Below are 11,513 nucleotides of genomic sequence, written 5' to 3'. Positions count from 1 at the left end.
TCCCCTGAAGGGGCGCTCACCGCGACGCCCTGCTTTCAGGGGCGCGGGGAACTGCGCGACCAGCCACGACGGCGCCGCACCCGGCCGACGACCCGCCGCCCCCTCCCGCCCCGCCCCCGACCGCGGCCAGGTCTCCATCGAACTCCTCGGCATGACCCCGGTCATCATCCTCACCCTCGTGCTCATGTGGCAGGCCGTCCTCGTGGGGTACGCCTTCACCCTCGCGGGGAACGCTGCCGACGAAGGCGTACGGGCGGGCACGGCCGTCCCCCGGGGGGCCCGCTCCGGAGTCTGCGAGCGCGCCGCGCTGGAGGACCTCTCCAGCGCCTGGCGGGAGGGGGCCGAGGTGAAGTGCGGCGGCACCGGCATGGTCACCGCGGACGTCTCCCTGCGCGTCCCCGTCCTCTTCCCCGGCTCGATCGACTTCCCCGTCACCGTGCACGGTCACGCCGGCACGGTGGAGGAGGTGAAGAACTGAGATGCGCCCACGTCTTCCCCGCCTTCCCCGTCGGCAGCACCGCGACCGCGGCCAGGTCGCCGTCGAGTACCTCGGCTTCCTCCCGGTCCTCCTGATCGTCGGCCTGGCCGGCATCCAGCTCGGCGCCGTCGCCTACGCCGCCGAGCAGGCCGGTACGGCGGCCCGCGCGGGGGCCCGCGCCGCCTCGCTGGCGGAGGACGTGGGCGCGGCCTGCTCGTCCGCGGTCAGCAGCGGGATGGACGTGAGCTGCGCGTCCTCCGGCGGCGGTGACTCGGTCACCGTGACCGCCACGGTCCACATCCCGACGATCCTCTGGGACCTCGGCGACGCCACCAAGTCCGCCACCATGCCCGTCGACCACTGAACGAGGAGCACGGCACCATGAGCCTGCGGGCACGCATCAACACCCCCGAGGAGCACGGCAGCCGGGGCGAGGACGGCCACCTGGTCTCCTCGTACCGGGCCAAGCTGCTGGAGGAGATCGACCTCGCGGAGATGAGCGCGCTGGCCGCCGCCGAGCGCCGGGCCCGCCTCGAACGCGTCCTCGGCCACATCATCAGCCGCGAGGGCCCGGTCCTGTCCACCGTCGAACGCTCCCAGCTGATCCGCCGGGTCGTCGACGAGGCCCTCGGCCTCGGCATCCTGGAACCGCTCCTCGAAGACGCCTCGATCACCGAGATCATGGTGAACGGCCCCGACGCGATCTTCGTCGAACGCGGCGGCCGGGTCGAGCAGCTGCCGCTCCGCTTCGTCTCGGCGGACCAGCTGATGCAGACCATCGAACGCATCGTCTCCACCGTCAACCGCCGCGTCGACGAGTCCAACCCGATGGTCGACGCCCGCCTGCCCTCCGGCGAACGCGTCAACGTCATCATCCCGCCGCTCTCGCTGACCGGCCCCACCCTCACCATCCGCCGCTTCCCGCGCTCCTTCACCCTCCAGGAGCTGATCGGCCTGGGCTCGCTCGACGAGCACATGGTGTTCCTGCTGGCGGGCCTGGTGCAGGCCAAGTTCAACATCATCGTCTCCGGCGCCACCGGCACCGGGAAGACCACCCTGCTCAACGCCCTGTCCGGCCTGATCCCGGCGCACGAACGCATCATCACCATCGAGGACTCCGCCGAACTCCAGCTCCAGCAGACCCACGTGGTCCGCCTGGAGGCCCGCCCGGCCAACGTCGAGGGCAAGGGCCAGGTCACCATCCGCGACCTGGTCCGCAACTCGCTGCGGATGCGGCCCGACCGGATCGTGGTCGGCGAGGTCCGCGGCGGCGAGTCCCTCGACATGCTCCAGGCCATGTCCACCGGCCACGACGGCTCGCTCGCCACCGTGCACGCGAACAGCGCCGAGGACGCCCTGACCCGCCTCCAGACCCTGGCCTCCATGTCGGACGTCGAGGTGCCCTTCGTCGCCCTGCACGACCAGATCAACAGCGCGGTCGAGGTGATCGTCCAGCTGACCCGGTTCGCCGACGGCGCCCGCCGGATCACCGAGATCGCGATGCTCGACAGCCACGGCAGCGAGCCCTACCGGCTGGCGACCGTGGCCCGGTTCGACGCCCAGCCCATGACCCACGACGGCCGGGTCCACGGAGCCTTCCGGTACTTCCCGCTCCCGCGCCGCACCGCCGACCGCCTGTACATGGCGAGCCAGCCCGTCCCACAGGCCTTCGGCGTGGCCCAGCACTTCGACCAGCTCACCACCCGAGAAGCCCGGTAGGCGGCCCATGTCCCTCCACGATCTCGTCACCCTCACCACCGGCGTCACCCTGCTGACCTGTCTCCTGGCCGTGGTGGGCCTGCACACCTACGCCTCCGGCCGGGCCCAGCGCGCCGCCCTGGTGGACCGTCTCTCCTACACCGGCCAGGCCCCGAGCACCGGCCGCCGGCGCCGCTTCCGCACCCTGGACCGGCGCCTGCGCGGCACGACCGTCGGCCACCGTCTGGAACTCCGGCTGGCGGCGACGGGCCTGGACGTGACGCCCGGCGAGTTCTTCGTCTACATGCTCGCCGCCGTCGCGGCCCTCTGGCTCATCGGCCAGGCCGCCCTCGCCCCCTTCTTCGGCCCGATCGCCGGCCTGCTCGGTGTCTTCGCCGCCGTCCAGTTCCTCAACTGGCAGCGGCAGAAGCGCATCGAGCGGTTCATCGGCCAACTCCCGGAGCTGGCCCGCATCCTGGCCAACGCCACCCACGCCGGACTCGCGCTGCGCACCGCCATCGGTATGGCCGCGGAGGAGCTGGAGGCCCCGGCCGGCGAGGAACTGTCCAAGGTCGCCGACCAGTTGGCGATCGGCCACTCCATGGACGACGCGCTCGGCGAGCTGGCCGACCGGCTCCCCTCCCGCGAGCTGGTCGTCCTCGTCACGACCCTCGTCCTCGCCAACCGGGCCGGCGGCCAGGTCGTGTCCGCGCTGCGCAATCTGACCGAGACCCTGGAGGAGCGCAAGGAGACCCGCCGGGAGATCCGCACACAGCTCTCCCAGGTGACGATGACCTCGTACGCCGTCCCGGTGCTCGGCATCGGCGCCCTGCTGCTGATGAACAGCGTCAAGGACGGCACGCTGGACCGCATGACGGGCACCGGCCTCGGCCAGGCCGCCGTGGTCATCGCCTTCGGGCTGTACGTCGTCGGGTTCGTCCTCATCCGCCGCCTCAGCCGCATCGACGTATAGGGAGAGGTGGCAGGTCACATGGCACTCCTTCTGGCCCTCCTCATGGCCCTCGCCGTCTACGGCGTCTTCGCGGGCGTCCGCATGTACCGCGCGGACGCGAAGCTCCCCGCCGACCTGGCGATCGCCCTGGAGGTGGGCGCCACCCGCACCGGCGCCGCCAACTCCCTCATCGACCGCATGGGCATGCGGTACGCCCCGGCCGTGCTGCGCCTGATGGGGCCGCGCCAGGTGGCCAGGTACCGCCGCAAGATCGACCTGGCGGGCAACCCCGGCGGCCTGACCATCGACCGCTACGCGGCCCGCCGCGCGGTCTACGGCGCCCTCGGCGGCACCGGCTTCCTGGTCTTCCTGCTGCGCGGCCAGTGGCTGGTCGCCGTCCTGCTCCTGCTCTTCGGCGCGTTCTGGACGGAGGTCGGCATCTGGTCGGCGATCCGCGTCCGCAAGGACGTCATCGAACGCACCCTGCCCGACTTCCTGGACGTCCTCGCCGTAGTGGTCGGCGCCGGCCTCGGCTTCCGCCAGGCCCTGGACCGGGTGGCCACCCACTACGAGGGCCCGTGGGCCGACGAACTCCGCATCACCCTGCGCCAGATGGACCTCGGCATGAGCCGCCGCGAGGCCTTCGCGGAACTCCGCCGCCGCAACGACTCCGAGCAGGTCGCCATGTTCGTGACGGCGTTGCAGCAGGGCGAGGAGCTGGGCGCGCCCATCGTCGACACGCTGGTCGCGCTGGCCAGGGACATGCGCCGCACCGACGCCCAGAACGCGCGGCGCAAGGCGGCCCGCGCGGTACCGAAGGCGACGCTGATGATCACCACGTTCATGGTCCCGGCGACGATGCTGCTGCTCGCTGCGGGCCTGCTGCTGGGCTCGGGGATCGACTTCGGGTCGGTCACGGGGAAGTAGACGGAGGTGACGACCGTGACGACCAGCGAGGGGGAGGCGGGGACAGCGGGCGCCGCCGGAGCGGCCGGGGCGGAGCCCGCGGCCGACGGGGCCGAAGGGGCCGACCGCGTCGGCGAGGCGGCCGAGCGTGGCCCGGCCGGCGAGCGTGGCCGAGCCGCCGGGGTCGGTCAAGCCGGCGGGGTCGGCGGGGTCGGTGGGGTCGGTGGGGTCGGCGAGGTTGGCCAGGTCGGCCGGGTCGGGCAAGTCGGCGCGGTCCGCGAGGTCGGCCGAGTCGGCGAGGCCGGTGAACGTGGCGGGGTCGGTGAGGTTGGACAAGCCGATGATGCTGATGAAGCCGATGAAGCCGATGAAGCCGATGAAGCCGATGAAGCCGATGAAGCCGATGAAGTCGGCGAAGTCGGCGAAGTGGGCGCAGTCGGTGCGGTCGGGGAAGTCGGTGCGGTCGGGAAAGTCGGTGCGGTCGGGAAAGTCGGTGCGGTCGGGGAGAAGGTCGAGGTGCGGGCGCTTCAGGCGATGGGCCGCCAGGTCTTCGGCTTCCGCCTGGCGATGATCGCCGTGGCCGCCCCCGCCGCCCTCCTCAACGCCACCCCCGGCCTCGGCACCCGCCTGGTCGGCTCGGCCGTGGTCGTCACGTTCATGATCTCGTACGTCCTCTTCCGCGACTGGCAGCGCTTCGGCCCCCTCCTGCTGCGCCACCCCACCCTCCTGGCCGCCGACACCCTCTTCGGCTCCTTCCTCCTGGTCTCGGCGGGCCCCGACACCACCCTCGCGTACGTCAGCGTCTGCACGCCCCTCCTCGCCGGCCTGCTCTACAGCTGGCGCGGAGCGGCCGTCTTCGCGTCCCTCCAGTCGCTGATCCTGCTGGTGGTGCAGGAGACGCTGAACCACCACTCGCTGCTGGCCGAGTCCCTGCTCCTGCCCGGCCTCTGCGTCATCACCGGCGCGATGGGCTCGACCCTGCGCAACCTGATGCTCCGCTTCGGCACCGCCACCGAGGCCCTGACGGAGACCCGGGCCCGGCTGGCCGCGACCGAGGCGGCGAACGCGGAACGCGCCCGGCTGGCGCGCGAGATGCACGACTCGGTGACCAAGACGCTGTACGGCGTGGCCCTGGTCGCCGACGGCCTCGCGAGGTCGGCGGCCGCGCCCCCGGACCGCCTGGACCCGGCCCTGCTCCGTCGGCAGGCGGAACTGCTGGCGGACGCGGCCCGCAGGGCGGCGGCGGAGTCCCGCGAACTCCTCACGGACCTGCGCGACGGCCCGGAGGCCGACGTGCTCTCCCAACTCGCCTCGTTGACCACCGGCTTCACCGCCCGCACGGCCCTGCCCGCCCGCTACGACGGCCCCGCCACCCCGGTCCCGCTCCCGTCGCCCACCGCCCGGCAGCTGCTGAGCATCGCGGCGGAGGCCCTGGAGAACGCGCACCGCCACGCACGGGCGACGAGGGTGGACGTCCGGGCCGCCGCCACCGCCACCCACCTGGTGGTGACGATCCACGACGACGGCCGGGGCCTCCCCCCGGACACGACACTCGAAGGCCTGCGCCGTACCGGCCACTTCGGCCTGCTCGGCATGACGGAACGGGCGGCGGCGGTGGGCGCCCGCATCCAGCTGACCACCGACAAGGGCACGGAGGTCCGAGTGGAGGTGCCACTGACATGACCGACGAAACACGCCCCTCGAACACCCCCAGCACCCCGACCACCGCGAGCGCCCCGCACGTCCTGCGCGTCCTGGTGGCCGACGACAACCCGGTGATCCGCGCGGGTCTGACGGCCGTCCTGTCCGCGGCGGACGACCTCACCGTGGTGGCGGAGGCCGAGGACGGCAACGCCGCCTGCGAGGCGGCCCTGCGGCACCGCCCGGACGTCATCCTCCTGGACGTCCGCATGCCCGGCGTGGACGGCATGGCCGCACTGCCCCACCTGGTCCGCGTCGCCCCGGTCATGATGCTGACGTACAGCGACGAGACGGACCTCGTGCAGGAGGCGGTTCGGCTGGGCGCCGGGGGCTACCTGGTCCATGGCGAGTTCACGACGCCGCAGCTGATCGAGGCGGTACGGGACGTGGGCCGGGGCCGGCCCCACTTCACGCCGACGGCGACGAACGCGTTGCTGGAGCATGTGAGAGGCCACGCAACTGCACACACGCGTCCGAAACTGCACGCCCTCCCAAGGGATTTCCCTCCCAAAACCCTTTCGCAACTGCAACCATCCGTGGGACAGTCATCCCAGTCCCGGTTTCAACTGAGCAGCAGGGAGGCGGAGATCATGAACCTCATCGCGTCCGGCATGACCAACCAGCAGATCGCCGCCGTCTGCTTCATCAGTGAGAAGACGGTCAAGAACCACATCAACCGCATCTTCGCCAAGCTCCACAGCACCACCCGCGCCCAGGCGACGGCCAAGTGGCTGGGGGTGGCCTGAGATGAGAGGGGCGAACTGGGTCCGGATTTGGGTCCTGGGGCCCTCCGCCGACGGGTATGTTCCGCCATACGGTGCCAGGATCGAAACCGAACCCGGAGGGGAGCACCATGAGCAACCTGATGCTGAGGATGCTTGTCGCAATGCAGCGACGCACCGACGACCGGGGGCAGACCGCGGTCGAGTACCTGGGGATCATCGCCGTGGTGGTGGCTATCGTGCTGGCGGTTACGGGCACGAGCATCGGCCAGACGATCCTCACCAAGATCACTGCGGAAATCAACAAGATCACATGATGCGTGTTCGCCGTTACGGCGACTCGGGGCAGGCCTTCCCTATCTACATCACGGTAGTGGGAGGCCTGCTCTTTCTCGCGTTGGCGTACTTCGCGGTCGGCCAGGCCGCGGTGAACCGGAATGGTGCCCAGACGGCCGCGGACGCGGCGGCACTCGGCGCGGCCATGAACACGCGTGACGAGCTTGCGGACCTGTGGGTGCAGAACGTGCTCGACCCCACCAAGTGGCAGAACATTTTTGACGGCAGGGTGGACGTCGCGGACTCCTGCTGGCGTGCTGAACAACTGGCGGACCAGAACGACGCGACGGCACACTGCCTGTCCGAGCCGCCGCTGAGCTACAAGGTCGACGCGCAGACGCACAAGACTGTCGGGGACTCCGTCGTCCCCGGCACCGAGAGCATCCAGTCCAAGGCCTCCGCCACTGCTGTGATCGAACCGCTCTGCACGTTCACGCTGTCCGGGGCGGGTGGCGTACTGCCCGAACTCACCTGCAAGGACAGGAGCTGGACCCTGGACCCGGGCGACCTCGCGCATCTCCCCGGTCCCAAGGACCTCTTCGACGTCCATCTGGCCGACTGACAAGCGAATCGACGAGTGGAGAAGGAAGCGGTGCGATGAGCATTCGGTTCACTGCGATGGCTCGCAGGGGAACGGTCGCGTTGCTGGTCGCGACCGGTCTGGCCGTGGCAAGCGGCTGCGGCGGTGGGGGCGACGGCAAGGCGGACAAGCCCCAGGCGTCGGCCTCCGCCTCCAAGGGCAGCGGATCGAACCCGAGTGCTCAGGAAGGCCAGTCCGACACGCCGTTGGCCGAATTGAAGGGGACAGACGGTCTGCTCCTCCAGATCACCTCTGCTCAGCGGGACTCGGGTGGCTTCGTCACTGTCAACGGTGACATCAAGAACGACGGCGCCAACTCCGTGGTCATTCCCGCTCAGGTCAGCGGTGACGAAACGGAGATCACCAAACACGGCTTCTCCCTCGGCGGGGCCACCTTGGTGGACTCCAAGGGCAAGAAGCGCTACTACGTCCTCCGCGACACGGACGGCCGGCCACTCACCAGCATCGGCATCACGAATGTGGACGCCGGCCAGACCATCCCCGTCTTCATGCAGTTCCCGGCGCCACCCGCCAGCACCACCGAAGTCACCCTCCAACTCCCCACCTTCGCCAGCGGCACCATCAAGATCTCCGGGTGAGGCCGACGTGACCACACCACGACTGCCTCTCACCCTGGGCACCGCCACGCTGCTCCTCGTCACCCATCTCTACGGCGCGACGGCCGCGCGTGCCGACGGTGGCGATCCGAGCGTTCCCCCGGGCACGGAACCCTCGGCCAGTGCCCCGGTGAAGATCGACCCCACCGACCCCGACCTGAAGCTCCCGGAAGGCGCCACCCTCGCCGCGCCGAAGGTGCTGGACATCAAGTCGGTCGTGGAGGACCAGAGCGGTGACGAGCGCCGTACGGACACCAACGCGGACGTGACGTTCGCCCTCCAGGCCGAGGTGCTGTTCAGCAAGGACAGCGCGAAGCTGAGCGAGGCGGCGAAGGCGCGGATCGGGGCGATCGCGGACGAGATCAGGAAGCAGAACGCGACCCAGGTCCGCGTCTTCGGCTTCACCGACAACCTGGGCTCCTCCGCCCACGGCGACGTCCTCTCCCGCCAGCGCGCCAACGCCGTACAGGCCGTCCTGGACCAGGACCTGAACGACCCGAACATCACCTTCGACGTCCGCGGCTACGGCGAGCAGTACCCGATCGCGGACAACTCGACGGAGGAGGGCAGGAAGAAGAACCGCCGGGTGGAGGTGACGTTCCCGCGGACGGAGAGCTGAGCGCAGACGGGCACGCCGAGCCGACGCCGACGTCCTCGGCGTGCGGGCCCCGCGGCCACCGAGGCGGGCTCTACGCCACCTCGACCGTCACCCGGGCCCCGGCCCGCACCCCCCACCTGGCCATCGCCCCCGCCTCCGCCTCCAGCACATGCCGCGCCCGCAGGCGGGGCCGGCCGAGGCGACCGGGCGGCATCGTCCGCACGGCGATGACGTTCAGCCGCCGGTCCAGGTAGGCGACGTCGATCGCCATCCGCATCCGGAAGGTGTGGATCCCACTGGCGGGCGACAGCAGCATCGCCCCGTCAAGCCCGGTACGCCCGAGCAACCCCCTGGTGCGGGCCCGGTAGGAGGCGGCGATCTCCAACGGCACAGACCTCACCGCATCTGCATCCTCACCCGCACGCACGAGCAACGTTCCACGCCCGTCCCGCCAGCGCCCCACGCCCCACCCCTTCCACGGCTCTGCCACCGGTGTGCGCGTCGACCGTATCCACAACATGGGCGGACAGGTCACCCTCGGATGCCCGGGCACGTGTCACCCGAGCCCGTGGATCGTTGAGTGGATCAAGAGACCTCAAGCCCCACGTGGAGTTCCCGGTGAAGCGTGCTGCCGCCCGTCCTCCCTCCGCCGCGGAGACGCGCGCGACGGGGGATGCGCATGGCTGACCGGTTGAAGGTCGATGGGACCGAACTGGACCGTTTCCTCAAGGACCTGAAGAAGGCGCAGCAGTCGTTCGCCGCCGTGCAGAAGGTGTTGCGCGACCCGGGGGTGACCGGCCTGGGCACCGACGAGCTGGACACGGCGTGCGACCGGTTCCAGGAGGACTGGCACTACGGGGCCAAGGAGATCGGCGCGCAGATCGGGGAGCTCACGGACATCACGAAGAAGGCGAAGGACGACTTCCACGAGGTGGACGTGGCCCTGGAGAGGGCGTTGGAGAAGGCGCGGAGCAGGGGCGGGGGCACGTGACGGTCGCGGAACCCTACCCCCATCTCGGCTTCGACCCGGCGCCCGGCAGCCCCGGCCTGGTGAGGGAGATCCACCGCAGGCTGTCCGACTGCGTGAAGGAGATGGAGCGGGCGCACTCCAAGGTCACGAAGCTGATGAACGGCAGCTGCTGGGAGGGGGACGCGGCCGTCGCCTTCCGGGAACGGCTGGCGGGCGGCCCGCTGCCGCTCAACCTGAAGAACGGCGCGCACTCCGTCGACAAGGCGGCGAGGCAACTGGATCTCTGGGGTGCGGAGCTGGAGGAGTTCCAGCGGCGCGCGAGGAGACTCGACGGGGAGGCCAAAGACGCCCGCGAGGCGTTGCGGCGAGCCCAGGGACGCGCGGGCGAGGCCGCGCGGGCCGCGGGCCAGGGCAACGCACCCGACGACGCCCACTCGGTCCTGCACACGGCGAACAGCAGGGTCACGGCGGCGCAGGCGGACCTGGACGAGGTGCTGAAGCGTGCCCGCTCCCTCGCCGGCGAGCACGAGGAGACGGCGCGTGAGCGGGCCCGGCGCATCAGTGACGCCACGCACAAGCTGGCGCCGCACGAACCGAACGCGTGGGACCGGTTCACCGACTGGCTGGGCGACAACCTCCCCGACATCCTCAGCGCGTGCGCCGCCGTGCTGGGCGTGATCGCGCTGCTGGGCCTTACGGCCGTCGCACCCTGGCTGCTGTTCCTGGCGGCGGGCCTGCTCAGCGGAACGGCCTTCGGCCTGCGGATCAGCGACCCCGAAGTCCTGTCCTCCCTGGAGGACGGCCTTACCAAGGGCGAACTCGACGTCGACTTCTGGAGCAACCTGCTGGGCGTCGCGGGGGACTTCCTGGGAACGCTGCCGGGGTTGGGGGCGGTGGCCAAGGGAGCCATGAAGGCTCCTGAGTTGCTGGCCGCGGCGGCAGGACCGGCCGACGGGGCCGTACAGGTACTGACTCTCGGGCAGAAGATCACCGAGGCGGGAGTCCGGGCGGGGACCTCGATCAAGACGGTGGGCGTCTCGATCCGGACAGAGGCCGCGGCGGCAGAGGGAGCTGTGAGTCTCCTGTCTCATCCCCGCGTGTTCGGCGGACGGCTTGCGCCGGTCGTCGAGAAAGTGGACAAGCCGGCGACGATTCTGGGGGCCGGTACGGCCCTCTACGGCGTCGCGAGCAGCCTCGTCGATGCCCTGGACACCGGTACGGCCAAGACGGTCGGCAATCTCCTCGACGGACCGCGAACTCTGGGAGTCGACGTTCCGGCGACAGCGGGTGCGCTGCACTTCCTGCTGCGTGGCGCGGGTGAAGCATCATGAGCGGTGCTGCCTACGTGATCGACGACTCCGCACGGCGCGAGGACACCGACGTCTGGTTCGCATTGCCCCCGGGATTCGTACCGATTCCGCTCATGGAGCTGGCGGCGGCAGCCCACGATGTGGCACCGGCGGGAGATCCGACGACCGGGATCGGTCCGGGGTCGCGACTCGCCCAACTGTTCCTGGAAGCCGACGCGGTGCACTGTTGCCTCGGTCTGCACGCGGACGACGAGGGGGACGGTGGACCGCTGCTGTCTCTGTTCACCCTCGCCTGGCGCGGCACTGACTGGGCTCCCCGCAGCGTCCTCGCCGGCCGCGCGGCCGCCGGGGCGGAGGGGGCCGAGTACATCGACATGCTGGACCTGCCGTGCGGTCCGGCCGCCCTCGTGCAGACGCGTTTCGACGAGCCACCAGGGCTGGGACTGGGGACCCCGGACGGGCTGCTCCAGGTCACGGCATACGTTCCGTGCCTCGATGGCCGACGCGTCGCGATCCTCTCCCTGGCCACAACGGCGGTCGAACGTGCCCAGCAGTACCGCGGTCTGCTCAGGAACATCGCTCACACGGTCAGTTTCGAGGATCCGCTTGCAGAAGCTTCCGACGACGTAGCCGACAGGAACTGAC

15 protein-coding genes are annotated in these 11,513 nt (G+C 70.7%); 14 read left to right on the top strand and 1 reads right to left on the bottom strand.

Features of this window, described 5'->3' with window-relative positions; genetic code table 11:
• The first annotated feature begins 151 nt into the window (after positions 1–151).
• From AB0M11_RS35645 to AB0M11_RS35595, 11 genes are all read left to right on the top strand, one after another.
• Positions 152–478, top strand: coding sequence for a pilus assembly protein (locus AB0M11_RS35645; protein ID WP_365712308.1), 327 nt, complete (start codon positions 152–154; stop codon positions 476–478).
• A gap of 1 nt (position 479) precedes the next feature.
• Positions 480–842: a TadE/TadG family type IV pilus assembly protein gene (locus tag AB0M11_RS35640; protein ID WP_365712305.1), complete on the top strand. Its 363-nt coding sequence runs from the start codon at positions 480–482 to the stop codon at positions 840–842.
• 17 nt (positions 843–859) lie between these two features.
• Positions 860–2,197, top strand: coding sequence for a CpaF family protein (locus tag AB0M11_RS35635; protein WP_365712304.1), 1,338 nt, complete (start codon positions 860–862; stop codon positions 2,195–2,197).
• A 7-nt stretch (positions 2,198–2,204) separates the two neighbouring features.
• Complete coding sequence (locus AB0M11_RS35630) at positions 2,205–3,149, top strand: type II secretion system F family protein (protein ID WP_365712303.1); 945 nt, start codon at positions 2,205–2,207, stop codon at positions 3,147–3,149.
• Between the two features lie 18 nt (positions 3,150–3,167).
• Positions 3,168–4,055 carry a DUF5936 domain-containing protein gene (locus AB0M11_RS35625; protein WP_365712302.1) on the top strand — a complete coding sequence of 296 codons (888 nt, stop codon included), beginning with the start codon at positions 3,168–3,170 and terminating at the stop codon, positions 4,053–4,055.
• A 513-nt stretch (positions 4,056–4,568) separates the two neighbouring features.
• On the top strand, positions 4,569–5,717 hold the full coding sequence (locus AB0M11_RS35620) for an ATP-binding protein (protein ID WP_365712307.1): 1,149 nt from the start codon (positions 4,569–4,571) through the stop codon (positions 5,715–5,717).
• Positions 5,714–6,481 (top strand): response regulator transcription factor, encoded by a 768-nt coding sequence (locus AB0M11_RS35615; protein ID WP_365712301.1) that lies wholly within the window; start codon positions 5,714–5,716, stop codon positions 6,479–6,481. Before AB0M11_RS35620 ends, AB0M11_RS35615 begins: the two co-directional genes overlap by 4 nt.
• Before the next feature lie 107 nt (positions 6,482–6,588).
• Positions 6,589–6,774, top strand: a complete 186-nt coding sequence (locus tag AB0M11_RS35610) for a hypothetical protein (RefSeq protein WP_365712300.1) — start codon at positions 6,589–6,591, stop codon at positions 6,772–6,774.
• The gene (locus tag AB0M11_RS35605) at positions 6,774–7,355 is read left to right on the top strand and encodes a pilus assembly protein TadG-related protein (RefSeq protein WP_365712306.1); all 582 of its coding nucleotides are present in this window, start codon (positions 6,774–6,776) and stop codon (positions 7,353–7,355) included. Before AB0M11_RS35610 ends, AB0M11_RS35605 begins: the two co-directional genes overlap by 1 nt.
• Before the next feature lie 35 nt (positions 7,356–7,390).
• Positions 7,391–7,972, top strand: a complete 582-nt coding sequence (locus tag AB0M11_RS35600; RefSeq protein WP_365712299.1) for a hypothetical protein — start codon at positions 7,391–7,393, stop codon at positions 7,970–7,972.
• Between the two features lie 7 nt (positions 7,973–7,979).
• Complete coding sequence (locus AB0M11_RS35595) at positions 7,980–8,609, top strand: OmpA family protein (RefSeq protein ID WP_365712298.1); 630 nt, start codon at positions 7,980–7,982, stop codon at positions 8,607–8,609.
• A 70-nt stretch (positions 8,610–8,679) separates the two neighbouring features.
• Here the strand turns inward: AB0M11_RS35595 and AB0M11_RS35590 are convergent, their stop codons facing one another.
• Positions 8,680–9,051, bottom strand: coding sequence for a DUF192 domain-containing protein (locus AB0M11_RS35590; RefSeq protein WP_365712296.1), 372 nt, complete (start codon positions 9,049–9,051; stop codon positions 8,680–8,682).
• A 216-nt stretch (positions 9,052–9,267) separates the two neighbouring features.
• Here AB0M11_RS35590 and AB0M11_RS35585 point away from each other — a divergent pair, with 216 nt between their 5' ends.
• The 3 genes from AB0M11_RS35585 to AB0M11_RS35575 are packed head-to-tail and all read left to right on the top strand — an operon-like array spanning position 9,268 to position 11,512.
• Positions 9,268–9,579, top strand: a complete 312-nt coding sequence (locus AB0M11_RS35585) for a hypothetical protein (protein ID WP_365712295.1) — start codon at positions 9,268–9,270, stop codon at positions 9,577–9,579.
• Positions 9,576–10,889 carry a hypothetical protein gene (locus AB0M11_RS35580; protein WP_365712293.1) on the top strand — a complete coding sequence of 438 codons (1,314 nt, stop codon included), beginning with the start codon at positions 9,576–9,578 and terminating at the stop codon, positions 10,887–10,889. Before AB0M11_RS35585 ends, AB0M11_RS35580 begins: the two co-directional genes overlap by 4 nt.
• Positions 10,886–11,512: a hypothetical protein gene (locus AB0M11_RS35575; RefSeq protein WP_365712292.1), complete on the top strand. Its 627-nt coding sequence runs from the start codon at positions 10,886–10,888 to the stop codon at positions 11,510–11,512. Before AB0M11_RS35580 ends, AB0M11_RS35575 begins: the two co-directional genes overlap by 4 nt.
• Position 11,513 lies beyond the last annotated feature (1 nt).

Origin of the sequence: Streptomyces sp. NPDC051987, from assembly GCF_040680735.1 — a bacterium.
Classification (GTDB): domain Bacteria; phylum Actinomycetota; class Actinomycetes; order Streptomycetales; family Streptomycetaceae; genus Streptomyces.
Note: the sequence above shows the minus strand (reverse complement) of the source record. Positions and strands in the feature narration are given on the sequence as shown.